We start from the raw sequence: 22,716 nt of genomic DNA on the forward strand, positions 1-22,716 counted from the left end.
TCACCATTTTTAATATTTATAAAAAGAAAAAAGAATAACAAATAAATAGTTTGTGAATAAAAACTAGCTGCTTCTTTGATCACCCCAAATGTTTATTCTTTGTAATTTGCCGCAAATATTCCTTTGAATGTCGAAAAAGAAAAAGAGAGCACGAAGCCAGAAAAAAAATGAAATAACCAAAGGCATCTTCACCGTTTTAGAAAGCGACCCATCTAAAACATACAATTACAGGCAAATAGCGGCCAAACTCAATATAAACGATACTGCAGGTAGAAATCTTCTCATAAAAAGGTTGGGGCAACTCAAAGAGAAGAAGCGCATCATTGAGGTTTCTAAAGGAAGTTACCAAATCAAGCCCACAGAAAATAAGAGCTTGACTGGGCAGGTAGATTTGACCACAAGTGGCAATGCCTATATTTTGGTCAACAATAGGGAAGATGACATCTTCATACCAGAAAGAAGATTGAACGGTGCGTTTCACGGTGATATGGTCGAAATCTATGTTAGACCCAACCGAAACGGCAGACGTGCAGAAGGAGAAGTGGCCAAGGTGTTGGAGCGAAAGAAATCGGCTTACGTTGGCATATTTGAAAAACACAAAACCTTTGCTTTTGTTAGGCCAACAGACCCAAGGATGTACACCGATATTTTCATCCCTCTTGAAAAAACAGGAAAAGCCACGGACGGAGACAAGGTCTTGGTTGAATTGGGCGAATGGCCGAAAGATGCGGAGTCACCCTACGGAAAAGTGGTGAAAGTCTTGGGCAAGCCAGGCGAGCACAACACAGAGATACACTCCATTTTAGCAGAATATGGTTTGCCTTACGAGTTTCCTTATGAAGTCGAGCAATATGCGAACCAACTTGATACCTCTATCAAAGAAGAAGAAATCAAGAAACGGAGGGATATGCGTGACATACTCACGTTCACCATTGATCCAAAAGACGCCAAAGATTTTGATGATGCACTATCGTTTCAAAAATTGGAGAATGGCAATTACGAGATAGGGGTACATATCGCAGATGTTTCCCATTATGTTCAGCCCAGAACCATTTTGGAAGAAGAAGCATACCAAAGGGCCACATCTGTTTATTTGGTTGACAGGGTGGTTCCGATGCTGCCAGAGGTACTTTCAAATAATGCCTGTTCATTGCGGCCCAATGAAGAGAAATATACCTTTTCTGCCATCTTTGAAATGGATGATAATGCAAACCTTAAGAAACAATGGTTTGGCCGTACCGCAATCAACTCGAACGAACGTTTTGCCTATGAGGAAGCGCAACATATCATAGAAACGGAACAGCATACGATTCCGAAGGAAATATCCATCCGAAAAGGGGCGTATGAAGTCTCTGAAGCTGTAGTAGAGGCGATATTGACCTTTGACAAATTGGCAAAAATCATGCGTTCACGACGTATGGGCTCAGGCGCAATTTCTTTTGATAAAATAGAGGTAAAATTCAATTTAGATGAAGAAAACAACCCAACTGGTGTCTATTTTAAAGAAGCAAAAGCTGCCAACAAGTTAATTGAAGAGTTCATGTTGCTGGCCAACAAAAAAGTGGCGGAATATATAGGTCGGCAAAAACCCAAAAAGACATTTGTATATCGGGTCCATGATGAGCCCAATGAAGAAAAGTTAATGGCATTGAACGGGGTCATATCAAGGTTTGGCCATAGTGTCAATTTAAAGGATAGAAAAACGATCAGTACTTCATTAAACAAACTTTTGGAAGATGTCAAGGGGAAAAAAGAACAAAATTTAGTGGATACCCTGGCCATACGCACCATGAGCAAAGCGGCGTATACCACGGACAATATAGGACACTACGGGCTTGCCTTTGATTATTACACCCATTTTACCTCACCCATTCGAAGATATCCTGATGTCATGGTGCACCGATTGTTGCAACATTATCTTGATGGAGGAAAATCACAGAACGAAGCCGAATATGATGAAAAATGCAAACACGCATCAAATATGGAACTGCTTGCCGCCAGTGCTGAGCGCGATTCTGTAAAGTACATGCAAATCAAGTTCATGCAAGATCATAAAGATGAAGAATTCTTGGGCGTAATCTCCGGAGTGACAGAATGGGGCATCTATGTAGAGATTGTTGAAAACAAATGCGAGGGCATGGTACGCATTCGTGATATCAAAGACGACTATTATACGTTTGACGAAAGACAATACGCAATTGTAGGTGAAAGAACTGGCAATGTCTACCAATTGGGCGACGAAGTTGTTGTGATGGTCAAAGACACAGACCTGGTAAAGCGCCATTTAGATTTTTCGCTGATAGGCAAAAAAGCATAACATCGTATTGAAAATGCCTACCTTATATTTGTCAAATAGAGACGATGGCATGAGACACCTTCTTTCTTTTGGTATTTTTTGTTTGATTTTTTGTGCTGTTGGGGCACAAGAGGAAAGAATAACCCAAAACTTGGCCGATTTCAATGAAATAAAAGCATTTGATGGGCTTTCAATCAACCTTATCAAGTCTGATGAGAACAAAGCAGTGATCACTGGAGCAAACACTCGAAAGGTCGCCATAGTCAACAATTCTGGAGTATTAAAACTTCGGATGGAAATTGATAAGATTTTCAGCGGATACCGCACTTTTATTGATGTGCACTACACTGAAAAAATCAATGTTGTAGACGTGAATGAAGATGCCCGCATCACGTCAGAAAAGCCTTTTGTTCAAGATGTGTTGGAATTGAAGGCCCAAGAGGGGGGCGAGATACAGTTGAGTTGCCAAACGGAACAATTGTTGATTAAAGCTGTTTCAGGTGGCGAGATAGCCACAACAGGCTCTTCTGACAACCAAGATGTCATTATCAACACCGGCGGAAGCTATGACGGCAAACTGTTGAAAACAGAATTTACAACGGTTACCGTAAACGCGGGCGGTGAGGCCAGTATTTATGCCACTGATTATGTAAAAGCCAACGTGAAGGCGGGCGGAAAGGTTTTTGTCTATGGAAATCCAAAAAAAATGGATGAAAAAACGGTCTTTGGAGGAAAAATCGAACGAATTGAATAAATGTGATGATTGATGATGTTCAGGCGGCCATTCCACTAGGATTTGTACTCAGCATGATGATTGGCCCAGTTTTCTTCGTGCTGTTGGAAACAAGTGCGACCAAAGGTTTCAGGGCAGGTGTCTGTCTGAACATTGGCGTTATCTTGGCCGACATCCTTTTTTTGCTTATCGCATATTTCACCAGCTTTCAATTGCTTGAAAACCTGAGTAACCAACCTGGTCTGTATGTTTTTGGCGGAATGATTTTGCTGGTCTACGGTATTGTCATCTTTGTCAAAAAAGATGTCAAAAAGCCTGGGGTAAAGCCTTCAAAGGGCACCTTTCTCAATCTTATCGTAAAAGGGTTTTTATTGAATTTTATCAATGTCGGGGTGCTGGTGTTCTGGCTTGGTGTTTTGATTGTTGTTGGCCCCAGCTTGAACAACAATCCCAATCGCATCTTGACCTTTTTCACCACGGTGCTTTCCACATATTTTATTGTTGATCTTTTTAAAATTCTACTGGCCAAACAGCTGAAGAAAAAATTGACCAAAGAAAAGATACGGTTGGTAAAAAAAATACTCGGGCTAGTGCTTTTGGTCTGTGGTCTGGTTCTGATTATCAAGGGTTTTTTGCCCAGTGACAGGTTCAACATACAAGACGGCATAGAACGGATAAGCCACTAAAAAACCCTGACATTTTCGTCAGGGTTGTTCTTTGAGGCATCGAGCGGATTCGAACCGCTGTACAAGCTTTTGCAGAGCTGTGCCTAGCCACTCGGCCACGATGCCATCTGCGCTTACAAATGTACCACACTTTTTTAGCTTGCCAAAGAATGGTTCAGCGTTTTGCCTCTAAGATTACCGACACGCTTTCTACATCGCCCATAATAGGTGGATTCAATTTTGAAACGGAAACCTCTGCGCTGTCCACATCGTTGATTTCATCAAAAATTCTGTTCAAAACACGCTTTGCAACATGTTCCAAAAGGTTTGATTTTATCGACATTTCTTCTTTGACAATCCTGTTTAGATGAACGTAATCGACCGTTTCAGAAAGGCGGTCAGATTCGGCAGGCCCCGAAAGGTTGGCACTCACTTCGAGGTCTACCCGATAGTCACTACCGATGATGGCTTCTTCTTTTAAACACCCATGGTTGGCGTGCACACGAATGTTGTTCAGTCTTATTTTTCCCATTGGTCTTAAAACATGGGCAAAATTACGTCAAAGAAAGCAGAATTCTAGTAGGTACAACGGCAGTTGCTGATGCCCTGGAATAAATCCATTCCAACAGTGACCACATGGGTGCCCGTACTGTAACCCAAAATTTCATTCGTGATGACCTGATACGAATAGCCAAAATAGAAATTGCTCTTTTTAAGACCCGCAATCGGAGCTATGTACAAAGGCTCGCCCAATTGATCGTTCAAGAAACGGTAGGTCAGGCCCACATAATAGTAATCTTCAAAATCATGAAAACGAAACTTGGCATTCAAATCGGTTACCGAACGGCCGTCGCTCTCAAACCACTGGAAAAAAACAGATGGCTCAAGCTCTAGTTTGCTGTTCCTTTTCTTCATAAAGCTGTACCCCGTATAGAGATAGTAATTTCTCAAAGTGTTGGGCTCGAACACCGGATTGAACGTAGAAAGGTCTTTGTTCAAAATATTCGATGCATTGGCGCTGAAATAAAACTTTCCATAACGGTATAGGGCACCAAGATCAAAATTATGGTTCGTCGTGGCCCTGTCGTCCGTTACGTTGGGGTCGTTATTGTCCCTGAAATTCTCGATATCGATTCGAAACTGGTTGAAATTATACGAAATTCCGAAGGAAAGAAACTCATCCTCATAGCGATTCAAGGTCAGGTGATGGGCAAAAGAAACCCTTGCCCCCCGTTGTTTGGTCTCTCCATTACTATCATTGTAGAGTAGCATTCCCAGCCCCGAACGGTTACCAATCCTGGCATCGGCAGCCAGTGTTTGGGTGTCGGGCGCATCTTCGATGCCCACCCATTGGGTAAGGCCATTCAAACGCACTTTGATATGGTCACCGATACCCGCATAGGTCGGCGACATCAAAAAGGGATTATCGGCAATGTACTGCGACAATTGGGGTATCGTCAGCTCTTGCGCATTGGCACCGGTGTAGGCGAACAGGGCCAATAAAAAGATTTGGGCTTTTTTGAACATGTCGTTTAGGTTACGTTTTTGTTGATCATCTGTACAGGGTAAAATGTCCTACAAACTCCCGGTCATCTTGCTCTCCCTGCAATTTGATGACATACCAGTAATCACCGGTCGGAAGGTTGCTATTTTGATATATTCCATTCCATCCAGCGTCCCCGTAACGCATCCTATAGAGCTCTCTACCATAACGATCAAAAATGATCATTAGTACATTCGGGAATGCTTCTAAATTATCGGGAAGCCAGCGGTCATTCATGCCATCACCATCCGGAGTAAAGAAATTCGGAATCTCTATATCAATGAATTCCATAAATATTTCAGCTGACACTTCACATCCATTTTGGTCTATAACGGTCACGGTGTAGGTGTCTGTTCTATTGATGAAGAAGGTGTTGTCGGCACCATTGTCGACATCGCCAAAAATGAACGTGTATTCTTCAAGACCACCAGCGGCCACAGCGGTGATTTCATTGATGTTGTTCTGCTCCAGTATCAATGTCAAGGGTTCAAAGCCGGTGATTTCAAAATCAACGGTATTGATACAGCCGTTGGAATGTGCGATGGTCAAAAAGTGGCTTCCCGGCACCATGTTGGTGAAATCGGGCGTCAACTGCATATCGGCAGGATTCGTGGAATCCAATGCGTACATCACATCGGCCGACGCGGTATCATCTTCCAAAATAACCTCTATCCTATTTTCGGGAATATTGCCGTCACACTCATAGATTGGCGTGACCGTGGCATTCAAATTTACACCAGGCTCAACATCAACAATGATGTTGGTCTCACAATCATTGGCATCCCTCACAAAAATCACATACGTACCCGCTGCCAAATTGTCAAATTGTACTTGACCATTTACAAAATCGGCATCGGCATTTGAATTCAAGCTTGTTCGGTATGGCGCAACACCACCTGTTATGCCCAATGTTATGGAACCGTCGGCATCACCCGCACAGATTTCATGGGTCACGGTATCGGCAGTGACCGTTATGGGCGTCGCTGAACCAATGGTGTAATCCAACACTTCAAAACAACCATTTTGGTCTTGGGCGATTACGGTATAATTACCTGGGGACAAGTCAGTAAAGGTGTTTTCATCACTGAACTGGTCAAGGTTGGGCGATATGGCATATTGATAACCGCCTGCCCCACCGCTCAGCGTCACGGTGATATAACCATCTTCAGCACCCACACAGGTTTCATCTGCAAAGCCTTCCGAATAGGTCAACGGAGCAGGGTCGGCAATGACCACTTGCTGCGGAGGTGCGGTACAGTCACCGCTAAAAACGTTGATATAATACGTGCCTGCTGGGAGGTCGGCAAAAGTTCCGTTTGCCGAAGGCCCCGCGATACGGTCAGCGACATTCAACAAGGCCGGATCCAAATTATTGAGGTCTGCCAACGAGCCAGAATAATTTGTATAAAGTTCGAACATATAGTTGCCAAGACCACCATCGGCATCAGCGACGATCCGCGCCGTGCTTTCTCCATCACAATTGATTATTGCCGCTGTCGTATCCAGTGTCAACGACAATGGTATGATAGGATCTTCATCAATAATGTTGGAGGCTACTGCCACGCAGCCATTCACAGCATCCCTCACAAAATATTGATAGGTGCCCGCACCCAAAGTGCCACTGACAGGTAAATTCACACTATTACCGGCCATTGGGATAAATGTGATGTTGTCATCACTGTACTCGTACGTTCCACTACCGCCAGTTGCCGAAAGTTCAAATTCAACACCGTCTTCACAGGTCAAAGGATTGGTACGCACCAAAAAGGCTTCTACTTCTGTAGGATTAATGATTTCAACGATAGCGGTCTCATCGGCACAGCTGACATCATCAGATACCGTAATGCTGTAGAAACCAGTATTCAATCCGTTAAAAGTTGCGGCAGACTGCGGTGCCGAGGTCGACAACAGAGTTGTACCCGCCAAATCATCATAGCGGTTCAGACGATATTCATAAACAGGTGCCACAGGGTTTGTTCTTGGGGCAATCGAAGCGGTCACGCTGGCATCATTGCCGTTGTAGCAACTTAAAGCCGTGCTTGTAATCGAAGCAACGATATCGTCAGGCTGTATCAAAGTGATATTGTCTGTATGAACACACCCATACGCATCTGTAATGGTAATATCAAAAGTGCCCGCTGAAAGGCCATTGAACATAAACGCTTCAACATTGGTTTCCGTGTAGCTTTGTGCGGTGGTCGTATTGTCGAGTACGATGGTATAGGGTCCTTGACCTCCTTCTGGGTCGACCAAAATGACACCCTGGTCGTTCGAACAGGTCACATTCGCCTCCTCGCTCACCGCTGCTGTTATCGGTGCGTCGGGAGCGATGATAGTGATATTGTTCGAATCTTCTACACAGAAAGGCGCATCGGTCTGTGTAATTCTAATGTAATATACTCCCCCAGACAAATTGGTGATTGGCGGCAATACCGTACCTGTGTTTCCGGTGCCACTGAATCCTGCACCAGGCAAGGGATTGTCACTGCTATCGTAGACCTGATAGGAATAGTCACCCACATAATCGCTAATGGTGATAGAGAAACTTCCATCGTCTACCCCATTGTTCAAACATTCCTCATCGGTCAATTTGGTGGCCACCACATCCATTTCTTCAGGTTCGTCAACGGTATGCACCGTGTTGGTGACACAGCCCGTATCCAAGTTCGTGATGGAGATGCTGTAATTGCCCGCACTCAGACCGGTAAAGGTTTCCAAGTGGTTGGTCGAAGTTATGGTTTGAGGGCCATAAACCACATTGATTCCTGTGACCACATATTCGAGGTTTGGAGTGGCCGTACCGGGATTGACGGTAACACCCACTTCAATCTGTGCATCACTTCCTGGGTTACAGGTCACATCAACCGTGGTATTGATAACAGGGTCGCTGATTTCCACAAATGGGAGCACAGTAGCCGTTGTACTACCGACACAGCCATTGTCATCATACACATTGATCACATAGCTTCCGCCTGCTAAGTCCGTTTCGGTATAGGTTTGGTTGGGCCCGTCTTGAACAGGGCTTCCATCTCGAATAAATTCAAAACGAACAAAATTGTTTGAACCCCCCACAGCGCCCGCAAAGGTCAGTGTGGCATTATCCGGGTTATTCCCGACAGAACACCCATATTCAACAGGCGTAATAGTATTCACTACAATGGCATCAGGTTCGGTGATGATCTGGTCTTGAGTCGTTGTACAATGGTTAGCGGCAGTTGCCGTAATGGTATAATTGTTTCCTGCTGCCGAACCTTGTAACCCTGTGAATATTGCAGTCACATTCGTGCTTGAGGTAGGATTGATGGGCGTACCCAACGGAGCGCCATTCAAATGCGTAATTTGAAATGTGAACGGCCCTGTGCCATTATCCACGGCACTTATTGAAATAGAACCGTCATCAGATGTAATACAGGTTTCATTTGAAAAAGCATCAATGTTCAATGAGGGATATACCTCAGGCTCCACATTGACCGTAAAACTTCTTGGTGGGCATGAAGGCACATTGTTGTCGTAGACCAAAACTGTATAGCCGCCTACTTCACTGGCACCGTTCCACACAAACGGATTAAGCGTAAGATTGGTGCGTGCTTGGCTTGAACCCGCTGTTGGCCCGGTCACTTCAAAATCATAGTTGAAGGCACCCACCGCTGTCCCACCAGAACCATCAAAAACCTCGATGGTGATTTCAGCATTGCCCGCCACACCCGACTCACAGTCTTTAGCTGTCGTCAGCGCAGCATTCGCTTGTAGGGTAGGGTACACCTCAGTGGCCACAGGGTTTGTGTCCGTACAACCATTACTATCGATGATGGCGATGTTATAGCTGCCCACGGCCACATTGTTGAATACACCACCATTGTCAACATAGGTCGCGCCACCATCAATAGAGTACAGATAGGTGCCCGAACCACCACTGGCAATGACCGTGATGGAAAATGGCGTTGTACAGTTCGCTACGGTTATGCTATCAATGTTCGGATTTTGTGCGACAGTAATGGAAACAGTGCCCAAAGGATTGGTACAGCCATATTGGTCGGCCACGCTTACATCAACATTGAAGGGCGTTATAGTGGCATCTACTAGATTGGCGATCGGTATTTCAACAGGATTGTCCGTAGTGACGATAGGAGCTACAAAATTCGTACTGGTCAGTGTGTAGGTATACGTACCTCCACCGCCAAATACGGATTGTATTTCTACAAGTCCTGGGTTGTCACAGGTGATGTTTTGAAGAACATTTGGTGTGCCAGTGATAGGATTCAATTCTTCTACTCGAGCATTTTCGCTTCCTATGACACAGTTGTTTGGCGCTGCTCCTCGAATTTCAACAAAATAATCGCCCACGCCCAAACTTGCTGGAGTTGGCACAGTGAAAGAATCTCCAGAAGTGAAACCAGCTTCTGTGCCTGAGTCTACAAGCACAGGAGGTCCAAACGGAGCCACATCGTCTATTCTGAAGAAATCCCAATCAAATGTTCCGCCCAACTCCCCTGGAGTATCTTCTGTAACGGTATATGTAATTTGACCGTTGGTCTGTCCTGCACAAGTTGGTGTTACATCGGCCATGATCTGTACAGGTGGTGGCGCGAGGTCGTTCACGTTTTGTGAGCTCTGGCGCACACAGGGGCTTGAATCACGCACATAGAACACATAGGTTCTGCCTGGTACAAGGCCTGTAAAGATATGCCTGCCGTGACCAGCCGGCACCGTGTTTCCACCTGAATCGATGGTGGAACCCGCAAACCATGTTGCAGTAGCAGGATTAAAATTCACAGGGTCATCTGAGTATGCGTATTCATAGGGAGCAAGGCCTTCCGTACCTTGAACAGTGACTTGAAGATCATTACAGTCTACGATGATGGCTGAAATGCTGATATCCAAATCATCCAAAGGATAGGGTGTGGTGTATCTTGGCAAATCGGTTCTACACAATTGTGTCGCTCCAGAAACAGTTCTGATAGCCGGCTCAACCTCGGTGCCCGAAGCATAAGCTGCACCCACAAACGTGTCACTAGATTGCCATGTAGCACCTCCATCAGCACTGAACTCAAGAGTTCCAATGGTCAATGGATAATTGATGAATCTGAAACCGTATAAATTGGGGTTTGGATCACAATTCACAGGCGCAATCCCTTCGATATCTGCAGTCAGCTCATCTGGATTGCTAATAAAAGGACTATCCGTAACTGTACAGCCATCTGCGTCAGTAACGTTGACAGTGTAGTTGCCCGGCATCAAGTTGAAATAGGTTCGGTTGGTCACGGTGACATTCGTATCGGTTTGGTCGGAAGCACCACCATTGTCCAAATCAATGATTTGTATGGTATAAGGAGCTTCGCCAGAAGTGAGATCGACCTGTATGCTTCCCGTACCGTCGTGGCACTGGGGGTCAGTTGGTGTTGCCGTTATCGTAAGAGGAGTCGCAGGATTTACAGTGACGGTCTCCGTATATTCACAGAAAGGCGAGGCACCATTGTTGTCACGTACGTAGACGTCGTAATCACCATCGTTTCCGGTGGTCACAGCAAATGTGTTGGCAGCACCAAAATCTGCGGGTGTTACCGCTGTGCCGTTCGTGACAAAGGCATAAACAAGGGTTCCACTGCCACCTGTGGCGTTCACTGTTATAGAGCCATCGCCACAATTACTGATATCGACCACATCAACCGTTGCGGTTAATGCTGGATCCAGAATGATTGGCAATGAAGTTTCATCGCAGCCCAGCCCATCTCTTACCTCAATAGTGTAGCTGCCATTGGTCAGGTTTTGAAAGGTATAAGTGGTCGCCGTAGCTGGGGTCGGGGTAATCCATGCACCGCCGTTGATGCGGAATTGGTAATCACCGTTGCCGTCTGTGACGTTTACTTGAATGCTTCCATCGTTGTTACCGGAATAACAGGCTGTCTCAACCGTATTGAAAACAATGGTATTGTAATCTGCCACGGTCAAAGCAGTATCAATAGCATCCTCACAGGTATTGGCATCCCTTGTAATCACAAAATAGTCGCCTGCGGCAAGGCCAGTAAATACTGTATTGTTTCCGTTGGTGGCGAAATCATAAGCGCCGATGACATTGCCCAAGTTATCCTCCAACTGGTACACATAAGTGGGTGTGCCGCCCGAGGCACTTGCAGTAATGGTCGCCCCGCCATTGGTACAGGTCAAAGGAGTCGTGATGGCCGCACTGGCCACTACCGGCGTAGGCGCCGTTAAGGTTTCTTCCACAAAAGTGGTACAGCTAATATCATCTGCTTTTCTGATATCAATGCGATGTGTACCCGCACCAAAAATTGCTGTTGTCGTAAGAGGAGACATAGTCGAGTTTGTCCAGTTTGTGCCGCCATCGGTAGAGTAGTCGAACCCGGCCGCGGCATCGAAATTTTCGACCTCAAAAGTGATGGTGCCGTCAGAAAGCCCATTACAACTTGCATTGGTAAAATTAGTGACAGATGCTGAAAAAGTATTGCCCGCTACCACTGTAACCGGCGTTTCTACAAACTGTGAACAGACTTCGGGCTCTTGAAGTACCACAATATCATCAATGGCCACATCATTTCCATTATCATCACTTTCGTTGGTCACGATGACCAATTCTAGGCTGGTGTTTGGCCCTGGGTTCAATAATATTGGATAATTGTTCCAAAGATCGTTTCGTGGTATGGCATTGGTGTTGTCAGAAGCGACCAAAGCACCTGTGCCTGTATCGCGCAATTCAATTGTCAAATCAGGATCTACTTGCCCTGTATGGGTGCTGCGCAATAAGTTGATGGCCCAAAGTGAAACTTCAATGGGTCGATTGGGCACAATGTCATTGATGACTTGTCTGTAGATGGCTTGACCAGGCCCAGGAGATCCGATATTGATGACCAAATATCTGCCGTTGACAAGCCCTGTATGGTCTGTAGGGTTGACCCACGCACCGAAAGGCGCAACAATACTGCTAGTAACGGCATATTCTCCATCATTGATTTGTGGTGCGGGATTCAAACAAGTGTTGGTGCCATCTTGTGGTTCAAAACAATACCCTGTGGTGTTTGGGCTTGCAATTGTGGCCCCAGCTCCAAAATCTTCATTGAGCAATATGCTCGGGGTAGGCGGTGTGGTTGAAGTATAATAGGTTCTCACCGTATAGGTTCCTGGTGAAACATTGTTCCACACATTACTGGTTGGCGGGGCGTTCGGCACACCATCCAACTCATACGTATAATCATAGGTTGCTATATCAGGAGTGGCCGTAATGGTTCCTGTGCCGTCACAGTTATAGCTTACTTCAGGAGTAAGGGTTACCGTGGGTGGCATGGGGTCGTCATCAACGCTCACATCCATTGAAAAAGTACAGTCGTTATCGTCGCGAACAATCACGGTATAATCTCCTGGAGGAAGCACAGCAATACTGGAACCTCCATAGGTCGCTCCGCCATCAAAGCTATATTCGTAGGGAGCGGTTCCACCAGTTACATTGGTAACACGTACTTCTGCGCCGTTGGGGTCACAGGTGGCATCCCTGGAGATACCTGCTGAAGCGGTCAAGGGGAAAGGTTCGTTGACCGTATACAAAAACGAAACTTCGCAGCCTGAACTGTCTCGTACAACCACATTATAGTTGCCTGCGGTGCGGTTTACAAAAGAAGCGGTACCCACAAAAGTGGCTCCTCCATCAATACTATACGTATACGGCGCAATGCCACCAACCGCAACAATGTTGATTTCACCATCACTGCCGCCACTACAAGAAACGTCTACAGGGGTGGGTACGGATGCGGTCATTTGACCCAAATCGTTTATTGTTACTTCATTTGAAAGGGCATAGCAGTTGTTCGCATCGACAACGATAAAGACATAGTCACCGTCTTCATTGGGAATGTATTCATCACTGCCATCGCCATCATCATCCCTCCAGCCAAACAGGAAAAAGGGGTCTACTTGATAGGCATCTGCCGGAATGTTGTTTACAATGTCTTGCTCAGTCGGACTACCTCCGGGATGGTGCAAAATGACCCCATCCTTACTCCAAATGGCGAAAAGAAAATCAGGATTGCCCTGTCCGCCAGTACGTGTTAAATCGATTCTGCCCGCAGTACAACCAATGTCATCTATCGTAACAGCCGAAAGGTCAGGGTCGGGAATTCTTCCCACGGTAATATCCTGTGAGTCTGTGCAGCCATCTTGGGTGGTCACCTCTATGGTATAGTCTCCCGGATTTACCGTGAATGTGTGCGTGTTGTCGGGCTGCGCGGTCTCATCATCAATTAGTACGCCATCGCTTTGTCTACGCAGATAGTAGTTGTAATTCGGGTTGACATTGAGTACGTCGATTTCTATGGCGCCCAACGCATTACAGTTGGCCGGTGTGATATCAATATCCACCTGAAAATCACGGTCAAGAACACCAATGTTCTCAATCATAAACGTACAGCCATCAGTCACGCCCTGCTGGCGCATCTCAACACGATACGCCCCATTATTGGTAATGGTAAAGCTTGGCCCGTTATTGGCACTGTACGGCACTTCAATGGCACCAGTAGTTTCGTTGACCAACTGATACTCATAATTGGCCGGCATATTTGTCACCGTGATATTGCCTGGTGTCGTACAGAAAATATCTTCTGACGTATAGTTTGGGTCGAGGTTGTTCTTGAACACATTAAAATAAAACCTACTGAAACAGCCGTTGGCATAGTTGATGCTCAAACGGTACTGCCCAGCATCATCGGCCATAAAATCACTTCCGGTGGCGACGGTGTTCCAAGCACAGCCATTGTCGCGATTGGGGCAATTGGGTGTGGCCGCAGCACAGCTTGCCTCATCCAGTTGTTCCCAGACGATGCTATCTGCATCGGGAATATTGATCTGTACCAATTCGGTATCGTTCAAACCGCAGAGAAATATCTCGGGTAATTCTTCACCATCGTTTGGGCACACCAAAATTTGGCCATCGACGGTATTTGAGGTATCGTTGATCAATGTCGTTATGGGGTTGGTTTGGGTTGACCCGAACAAATCAACAATGATAACTTCTTGAAAGCCCTTACATGGGTCGGCCACATCTTTATCTACGATAAATGTGCCAGCTCTGTCAGCAACAAAAGTACTGGGATCACTGTCTGGATCGCCATCGGTTATCACGGTGTCACCCGCATCTATCAGCTGGTCTCCATTATTGTCAAAGTACCAAGTATACGAATCAAAACCATCTCCGGCATCCAATTCTACAGTGCTTCCGCACAGCAGTACGGTTCGGGTATAACTACAGTTTTCAAGGTCATCCAATAAAAAATTGGTTGCACCGGGAGTCACAAAGCCGCAATTATCAAAATCAGACACACTGGGGTCGTCAGTGATCACCGCAGAATTTAAAGCGCCTTGATAGGTCGAATAGGCAAGGTTTTCAATCAAATCACTACAAGCATCGACGAAATCAAAACAGTTTTCGGCAACCCTGACCCGCATTCGAATAGATGCGATAGGATCACCAATCTCAACAAGGTTGTCAGGAATGCTAAAAACTATTTCATTGGTTGCGCTGTCAAACGTATAAGTTACTCCGGGAGGCATGGTGATGTTGGTCTCGTCTAATGTGGTATTCACAGGCAACACATCGCGAATGGTATAATTGGTGGCATCGTCATTGCCCAAATTTGTAAACGAAAGCACATAGTCTAAAAGCTGGCCAAGGTTTACGCCTTGTCCGGTAATGTCGGTTCCCCCGATGTCTTCGACCCTTTTCTCAAGAACAATGTTTGGCTCGATGATTTCTACGGAGAATGCGGCAAGAAAAGCCCCATAACCGTCTCCTGTTGACGTAAATCGAAGTGTTGCGCCCGTCTCATCGTTGGGCAGCACCGTTTCGTTGGGATTGTTTAGGTTGAAAATATCCAAATCGGTGCCAAGAGTGTTTGTTCCATAAGGAGTACGGGTCGGTACTTGGTTGCCATTGTTGGTGATAGTGGAATTGAAAAAGTTATTGGCCGGATTGTTTCCCGTGGATAAATTGGTGAACGGATTCCCTGCATTTAAATCAGCACGGATAAAAAAGCGGTCATTTCTAATACCGCGGTCTCCTTCCAAAGCACCCACACCGATTCGTGCCCGTACGGGGAATGGCGCAGGTAATGTTCTAAATCCATCAACATCTACCTCAACATTTCCAACGGCCCCTGACATCCCCGCATAACCATCAAAAGTGGAAATAAACTTACCAGACTCATTGGGATTTTCATAGATAATGACCATGACCCAGCCCGCTGAGCTTGATCCGTTTCTACGGCCTTTTGTGGCGCGCACATTGGCCACGGTATATTCACCATTTGGGTTGGCATTGGAACGCACCAAATCGGTCACATTTTTGTAACAGATGTATGGTGAATCTTTAAAAGAGTTGTTGATGTTGCTGTAATCGTAGCCATCAAAAATAATATCGTCTTCTTGCCCAACGGGATCCGCCGCAGTATCTGCTGTTAAATCAACATAAGCTCCGCCAGGAACCATGAATTTGATGTTGAACCAGTCTTCAATTCTCGGCGTTCCGTCAAATGGCGCACCGCCATTGGTACTGCGCTCGTTTGGGTAGGTGGCGGCCCAATAAAGACCGGCATATCGCACCTGAGAACAAGAAGGGTCAGTAATGTTCAGCTCGGCACTACTGGAACTAAACGTAGTTGGGTCGCTATCGATGTCGATATACTCCATCCACAGTGAGTTGTTGTTCTGACTGCCGTTATAGGGCGTGTTGGCCTGCGCTGGATTTGTTTCTGTGGCTCGGTTAAGAATATTATTACCTACAAAAATGATGTCTCCCCTAATTTTGATGTTGTCACCATCAAGCCTTGGCACAAAGGGCACTGCCTCTTGACCATGGGCAATCAAGGTGAATAAGCAAGCAATGGCAAACGGCCACAAGTTCTTTATGGCCATCGTTTTAAAGCGGTTTTTCATTTTAGCTTATCTGGTTGGGTTTCACACGCATGATCCACATGGGGTCATCGTAGCTGTTGTTTAGTTTGGAGTAGTATGATACCAAAGCATTCGTCCAAGTGCCGTGCTTTTTGATATAAACATACCGGTAGTTATTTTCTGGATTGATGAAGTAACTGGCACTCAGGCCCTTTGCGTTCAATTCGCGTACAAAGCGGTTGGCGTTTTGTGGTTTTTCAAACACGTTGGCGATAATGTAGAAACCAGACCCAACACCGTCTATGTCAATCGTTTTAAAGGTTGGGCCGCCTTGGTTTTGTTGCTGGCCGCTTGTTTGGTTGGCGACTACGTTCTGCTGCAGTGTATCACCATATTTTGAATCTTGGACATCATTGCTGGCATATTGGGTACCATCATAATCACCGGTCACTTTCATGACCCAGGTGTCTCCTTGGTAAGCGCCACCCAACTTTGTTCTGTAAGCCGAAACAGCATCTTGTTTATTGTCAAAACTTTTGAGGTATACATAATTCAGCCCATTTCTGGGGTTGTGAAAATAGTCTGCCTCGATACCCTGTGCATCAAGACTTTCTATGAACTTGTTCATGTATTTAGTGCCCTTATATACATTGGCAATCAAATAGTGACCACTTTGAACATCAGGAATGGTGAATGTCTTGAAGTTTCTGACCGTCTTTTTATACCGAACGTTATCATTCTTTTCAGAGGTGGTTTTGGATGCCTCCTCCATAGCGACTTTAGAATTGGATACAGGTTCGTCAAGATTCTTTATAGCTGCCAATTTCTTGGTCGATTCAATATCTGTAGCCCCAAAAGAGGAGTTTTCAGCCACAGAGTTTTCCACATTATCAAGCCTGATGACTTTTTTGGAAGCCGTTGTGTTGGTCAAACCATGGTTTGATAGCGGGTCGGTTGTTCTATTCTTAATGATGTCGGCACTATCAACATTGGCGAAATACAATTGTCTTGCCTTTTCTTCCAATTCAGGTTGTTCACCTTGGGTCTCACGGCGCACCATGCGCATGACATTTTCAAACCTGCGCTCTAAATCGCTTTGACGGGTGCGTTCGATAGAGTCTTGGCGGAACAACAGCTCATCCAATATGGCATCATTTTCGGCCAATTTCTTTTCTAAATCAGCAATCCGCTGGTCTTTTTCAGTCAGTGAGAGTTCTTCAACAGGCACATCTTCATCCTCATTGTTGACCAATGCATCCTCAAAATCTTTTTCAAGCATGACGCGGTCTTCGGTCAGTGTTGGAGTAAATGAATAGGCCAACGATATTTCATGGGTCAGGCCCAGATTATCCAAATTATTGTCCAATCCCTTTTCAACCGTATATCCAAGGGATATTCGCTTGTTGAGGTTAAAACCAAGCCCCGCGGATGCTCCGAACAAATCATCATAACCCGCTTGCAGCCATCCCAGACGGGGCAAGTCCATAATGACACCGCCACCATAAGAGATATCCTCTTCTCCCACTTTTCTGACACGTGCCAAGGGCAACAACCGGCCCTGCTCAAAAATGCCGGAAGCGTTTTCAAACTGATGGGTATATTGTAAATGTGCCGAATAGGTCTTTTCGCTGAATTCAGTATTTGATTCACTCGATTTTAGGTTGTAATCAAAGAGGTTTTCTGCAAAACCGCCGAAATCAAACCTTCCAAAAGAAATGTTGAATCCTGGCTGGAACAAGATGAGGGTACTGTCATCCCTTCCCAGCAACGGATCGTTGGGATCCAAAAGATTGGCCCTGCCTTGGTCCAATCCACTGTTGTAATACGAAAAATTGGCACCGAAGGTAAAGTTGCTTTTTTCACCCAAGCGCACTCCATAGGCATAATTGGCGAGCACCCCAAAGTTGTTGAAGATGCCTTCACGTTGGGTATAGAGGCTGACCCCAACACCGCTTCTGTCCCCTATTCGACCACTATAGCTCAAAAAGTACGTCTGAAAGTTGTCGTCAAAAGATACCGATTGGTTTCTATGAAATAGATTGATATAAGACTTATCCTCCCGTACCGTTGAAAACGTTGGGTTGATCAAAAACCTGTTGAACTTCAACAGGTTCTGTGATGGAGCCCTATAGGTGATGGCAGGACTTTCTTCTTGGGCAACGGATTGCCCTAAAAAGAAAAGTGAGATAAGCAGTAATGGAAATACCTTTTTGTACATGGTTTGGTTATCGTATTACCGTGATGGTTCCTTGTTTGATGGTTTTATTTTCTTTTCTGATTTTATAGTAGAAAATCATATTCTGTTGTGCGAAAGCCGTTGATGACTGGGGCCAGTTATTTTGATAATTGGCCTGGTTGAGAATTTCCTGCCCTTTTTCATTGAAGACGGTTACCGTAACATCAGCCCTTCTCGAATAGGTGTTGGGCAATACCCACAGGTCATTGATGCCATCACCGTTGGCCGTAATCACATTGGGCACTTGAAAGTTATCGCGATATTCAACGGTCAAGGCGCGGCTAACTTGGCAATTGCCAATTGTGGCAATCAATAAATAGTTGCCTTCTTCGGTAAATGTTGCACTGTCTGTGCTGCTGATCAGGGCGTTGTTGGCATCATACCATTCGTAGTTTGCGGCACCACTGGCGGTTACCGTTTGTGATTCTCCCTCAGGGAAAATGATGGTCGTCTCACTATCCAACACCAATTGAGAAGCATCAAAATCGGTAATTTCAATAGTGTTCGAGGGTACAGGACAGCCGTCAACGGTAACCACAAGCTGGTATGAACCCGACTCGGTTACGGCTAGATCAGCGGTGGCAGCTCCAGTATTCTGGCCGTTACGCTGCCATTCAAATGTTTCACCCGATAAATCTCGAGCTGTGCTTATGGTCACGTTGTTGGTGCCCACGCACAGTACGGTTTCAGTGCTCGTTATAGCGACAGTTTCTGAAGTTCTGAGACGAACTTCCAATGTGTTGGATGTAGCATTAAAGCTATCCACAGTACCTTGTAGGGCAAAGCTTCCGTTGTCGGCATTGTCGGTAATGACCAATGTACTGCTGGTCTCCCCAGAAATATCTGAACCCCCTCTTGTCCATTGGTAAGAGAAAGCACCCAACATATCGCTGGTCACATCGGTCTTTGAACCATCAGAAGCAACGGCGTTGATGACAGACATCCCTAAAGTGACATCAGTAGAGGAACATGCAGTGTACGACGAGCTGTAATCGACCACCAGTTCAAAGGAAGCTGGAGCGACCACCGACGTAGTTTCTGAATCTTTGGGCGTTGCGGCACATGCGCCACCGCTTTCGGTGACACGGGCAAAGTAGGTGCCAATATCGTTCACCGTGATTGTGCTGTTGGTTTCCCCCGAAATTGGACTTCCATCTTTGTACCATTGATAGGTAGGTGTGGTTGCCGTTGTGGATACTGACAAATTTGTTGTTTGCGAAGGCAAGAGAACAATGGTGGCCGCATTGTCTCGGGTTACCGTAAAGTCACCAGCGTTGGTCATGGTCACGGCCGAAGAACGTTCTTGGCAAACTCCGGTTCCCGAAATTTCTACTTCGTAATCCCCTTCAAAGCCAGCAATTGAGGCGTCTACTACATAAGAGTCTCCTTCGAGGGTCGGGCCTGTTACTGGGTTTCCATCTTTGTACCAAGTATAATCCAAGCCCTGTCCGGTCACATTGGCCTGAAGGGTTACGGTCTCACCTGGACACAGATTTGTTTTTGCTGGGGGGTTGATGGCCACGCCTTGGCTTGACCCCGTGGTGATGTCAATGACATTTGAGAGCGTATTGGCAGAACCCGAACATGTTCCGTAGTCGATTTCTACAGAATACATGCCCGCCGTAGAAACCGTAAGACTTTCACTTTTTTCACTCAATATGGTGCCGCTTCGATACCAAATATACTGATAGGTATTTGCATTAGGTACGTTGTGTGGCTGCAAAACGATACTGTTCCCATCACAAAGGCTGATTTCGCCCCCAGGTGGAATGGTGCCGTTACCATCCTGGCTTATCAAGATGGGCAGTTTGTAATCAATGTAGTACATGCTGTAGGCATCTGAAGCAGGGCTTGTCACGGCCGGACTGGTGCTTCTGACCCGCATTCGGTAGCCACTGCCCCGAACATCAGTGGGTAGGGCAAAATTGAAATCAAAATCAAAAGTGGCGTTCATGTCAGAACGACGATCAAGCTCGACAGGGCTTGAAAAGTCTCCTGAAGCATCTGACAGCTCTAAAATGAATTCATTATCGCTGTTCACGATAGGGTTGGGGCTCCAAGTAAAGTTGACAAAATATTCGTTGAAAGTGTCTGAAGCACAGGCTTTGTCCCATGGATCGGAAGCTCCGATATTAGGGTTAGGGGCGGGTGTAGGTTTGTTCAAGTCTTGAGCGCTCACTTGGGCACCAAATAGGGCACAAGCAGCGACCAATAGAATACGTGTTAGCAAAATAGGTCTCATGGTTATAGCAGCTTTAGGCTCTGGGTGACTTTGGGGAATCATCCCAGACATTTTTCTTCGTTAGCTTTTTTCACTGCCCGTCTCGCGAGCTTTTTCCATACAGTATTCCAATAACAAATATGCTGTTATTGTCGCCGATACCGAATTTATTGTTGTGCGGCCCGATAAATCTGTTGTGAAACGCGCTTATTTGTATGAAGAAGCACTTCAAAACCCCTTAAAACCACCCTTTTTTGCTACTTTTGTGGCTTATTCGTGAGGCCCAAATTTCAAAATCTGTTGAAGCAGAACATTGAAATTTGACGGCCGAACGAACCCCGACTTATCGTCGGGGTCTTTGGTTAATATGATTCGTTTTAATGCATGGACACAGCTGAAAAATCATTGAATTTCATAGAGCACATCATTGAAGATGACCTTAGGGAGGGCTATTCCGAAGACGATTTACGTTTTCGGTTTCCACCCGAACCGAACGGATATCTGCATGTGGGGCATGCAAGCTCTATTTGCCTGAATTTCGGCCTTGGACTACGTTATGGAGCGCCCGTAAACCTTCGGTTTGATGATACGAATCCCACCAAGGAAGAACAAGAATATGTAGATGCCATCAAACGGGATGTCGAATGGCTTGGCTTCCGTTGGGAAAACGAATGTTACGCCTCTGATTACTTTCAGCAGCTCTATGATTGGGCCGTGCAGTTGATCAAGGATGGAAAAGCCTATGTCGATAGCCAAACCTCAGAGGAAATGGCCGAACAAAAGGGCACACCCACAGAACCTGGGGTGGCCAGCCCCTATCGAGACCGTTCAGTTGAGGAGAATTTGAGATTGTTTGAAGACATGAAAAACGGTGATTTTGGGGAAGGCGAGCACGTCTTGCGTGCCAAAATCGATATGGCCTCGCCAAACATGTTGATGCGCGATCCTATTTTGTATAGGGTATTGCATAAAGCGCACCATCGGACAAATACCGATTGGTGTATTTACCCGATGTACGATTGGGCGCACGGTCAGGGGGATTACATTGAACAGGTTTCACATTCACTCTGTACGTTGGAATTTTTGCCTCACCGTGAACTGTACGATTGGTGTTTAGACCAGTTGGTATCAGAAGATAAACTACGGCCAAAACAGCGCGAATTTGCCCGTAGAAACCTTAGCCACACCGTGGTGAGTAAGCGGAAACTATTGAAATTGGTTGAGGAGGGAGTGGTTTCAGGTTGGGATGATCCCCGCATGCCCACCATCTCTGGAATGCGCCGAAGGGGGTATACCCCAGAAGCCATCCGCAACTTTGCAGATACTATTGGCATTGCCAAGCGAGAGAATGTGGTGGATGTCTCGTTGTTGGAATTTCACGTCCGCGACCATTTGAACAAAATTGCACCCAGGGTAATGGCTGTGTTGGATCCGTTGAAAGTGGTCATTACCAATTATCCAGAAGGCGAGGAAGAATGGCTGGAGGCAGAGAACAACCCTGAAGATGAATCAGCAGGCTTCAGAAAAGTGCCATTTTCCCGTGAAATCTACATTGAAAAAGATGATTTTCGCGAAGAGGCCAACCGTAAGTTTTTCCGTTTGAAATTGGGTGGGGAAGTGCGATTAAAGAACGGATACATCATCAAAGCAGAAAGCTGTACCAAAGATGAAGAAGGAAACATCATTGAGGTTCAATGCACCTATGACCCCATGAGTAAAAGCGGCAGCGGTACCGAAGAAAGCCTTCGCAAGGTAAAGGGCACACTGCACTGGGTTTCTGTAAAGCACGCGATTGCCACTGAGGTACGCATGTATGACCGTTTGTTCAATGACCCGACACCAGATGCGCATAAAGACAAGGATTTTATGGAGTTTGTGAACCCTGATTCGCTGAACAAGGTCACGGGATATTTAGAACCCAGTCTAAAAGACGCTGTAATCGGTGATCGGGTTCAGTTTCAGCGACTGGGGTATTTCAATGTGGACACCGATTCAACTTCTGACAATTTGGTATTCAATCGTACCGTTCCCCTTCGGGATACTTGGGCCAAGTTGGAGCAAAAAAATTAGTTTGTCATCCTGAGCGCAGCCGAAGGGTTGTATTGTAAGATGCTTAAACAAGCTCAACA

The 22,716-nt window shown here is 45.8% G+C and carries 9 protein-coding genes and 1 tRNA gene; 4 read left to right on the top strand and 6 right to left on the bottom strand.

What is annotated here, in order from left to right:
- Window positions 1-127: 127 nt before the first annotated feature.
- The 3 genes from rnr to AAAH86_RS07095 are packed head-to-tail and all read left to right on the top strand — an operon-like array spanning window position 128 to window position 3,715.
- Entirely contained in the window at window positions 128-2,317 is a 2,190-nt protein-coding gene (gene rnr, locus AAAH86_RS07085; protein ID WP_343486866.1) for a ribonuclease R, read from the top strand.
- A 49-nt stretch (window positions 2,318-2,366) separates the two neighbouring features.
- The gene (locus AAAH86_RS07090; protein ID WP_343486867.1) at window positions 2,367-3,050 is read left to right on the top strand and encodes a head GIN domain-containing protein; all 684 of its coding nucleotides are present in this window, start codon (window positions 2,367-2,369) and stop codon (window positions 3,048-3,050) included.
- 5 nt (window positions 3,051-3,055) lie between these two features.
- A complete protein-coding gene (locus AAAH86_RS07095) occupies window positions 3,056-3,715 on the top strand; it encodes a LysE family transporter (RefSeq protein ID WP_343486868.1) in 660 nt (219 codons plus the stop codon).
- 34 nt (window positions 3,716-3,749) lie between these two features.
- On the opposite strand, the gene AAAH86_RS07100 is transcribed toward AAAH86_RS07095, so the two are convergent.
- The 6 genes from AAAH86_RS07100 to AAAH86_RS07125 all read right to left on the bottom strand — a co-directional run bounded on the left by AAAH86_RS07100 (window position 3,750) and on the right by AAAH86_RS07125 (window position 20,608).
- A tRNA-Cys gene (locus AAAH86_RS07100) sits at window positions 3,750-3,820 on the bottom strand.
- Window positions 3,821-3,869: 49 nt separating this feature from the next.
- Window positions 3,870-4,226: a dihydroneopterin aldolase gene (folB, locus tag AAAH86_RS07105; RefSeq protein WP_343486869.1), complete on the bottom strand. Its 357-nt coding sequence runs from the start codon at window positions 4,224-4,226 to the stop codon at window positions 3,870-3,872.
- 44 nt (window positions 4,227-4,270) lie between these two features.
- Window positions 4,271-5,221, bottom strand: a complete 951-nt coding sequence (locus AAAH86_RS07110) for a type IX secretion system membrane protein PorP/SprF (protein WP_343486870.1) — start codon at window positions 5,219-5,221, stop codon at window positions 4,271-4,273.
- Window positions 5,222-5,246: 25 nt separating this feature from the next.
- Window positions 5,247-16,151, bottom strand: coding sequence for a T9SS type B sorting domain-containing protein (locus AAAH86_RS07115; RefSeq protein WP_343486871.1), 10,905 nt, complete (start codon window positions 16,149-16,151; stop codon window positions 5,247-5,249).
- A gap of 22 nt (window positions 16,152-16,173) precedes the next feature.
- Entirely contained in the window at window positions 16,174-18,348 is a 2,175-nt protein-coding gene (locus AAAH86_RS07120; RefSeq protein ID WP_343486872.1) for a PorP/SprF family type IX secretion system membrane protein, read from the bottom strand.
- A 7-nt stretch (window positions 18,349-18,355) separates the two neighbouring features.
- Window positions 18,356-20,608, bottom strand: coding sequence for a gliding motility-associated C-terminal domain-containing protein (locus AAAH86_RS07125; protein ID WP_343486873.1), 2,253 nt, complete (start codon window positions 20,606-20,608; stop codon window positions 18,356-18,358).
- Window positions 20,609-20,971: 363 nt separating this feature from the next.
- Here AAAH86_RS07125 and AAAH86_RS07130 point away from each other — a divergent pair, with 363 nt between their 5' ends.
- A complete protein-coding gene (locus tag AAAH86_RS07130) occupies window positions 20,972-22,657 on the top strand; it encodes a glutamine--tRNA ligase/YqeY domain fusion protein (protein WP_343486874.1) in 1,686 nt (561 codons plus the stop codon).
- Window positions 22,658-22,716 lie beyond the last annotated feature (59 nt).

It is taken from the genome of Allomuricauda sp. d1 (genome assembly GCF_039592695.1).
Taxonomy (GTDB): domain Bacteria; phylum Bacteroidota; class Bacteroidia; order Flavobacteriales; family Flavobacteriaceae; genus Flagellimonas_A.

Coding starts and splice junctions, on each gene's coding strand:
- rnr (WP_343486866.1), top strand. CDS start 128: ATGTCGAAAAAGAAAAAGAGAGCACGAAGCCAGAAAAAAAATGAAATA.
- AAAH86_RS07090 (WP_343486867.1), top strand. CDS start 2,367: ATGAGACACCTTCTTTCTTTTGGTATTTTTTGTTTGATTTTTTGTGCT.
- AAAH86_RS07095 (WP_343486868.1), top strand. CDS start 3,056: ATGATTGATGATGTTCAGGCGGCCATTCCACTAGGATTTGTACTCAGC.
- folB (WP_343486869.1), bottom strand. CDS start 4,226: ATGGGAAAAATAAGACTGAACAACATTCGTGTGCACGCCAACCATGGG.
- AAAH86_RS07110 (WP_343486870.1), bottom strand. CDS start 5,221: ATGTTCAAAAAAGCCCAAATCTTTTTATTGGCCCTGTTCGCCTACACC.
- AAAH86_RS07115 (WP_343486871.1), bottom strand. CDS start 16,151: ATGGCCATAAAGAACTTGTGGCCGTTTGCCATTGCTTGCTTATTCACC.
- AAAH86_RS07120 (WP_343486872.1), bottom strand. CDS start 18,348: ATGTACAAAAAGGTATTTCCATTACTGCTTATCTCACTTTTCTTTTTA.
- AAAH86_RS07125 (WP_343486873.1), bottom strand. CDS start 20,608: ATGAGACCTATTTTGCTAACACGTATTCTATTGGTCGCTGCTTGTGCC.
- AAAH86_RS07130 (WP_343486874.1), top strand. CDS start 20,972: ATGGACACAGCTGAAAAATCATTGAATTTCATAGAGCACATCATTGAA.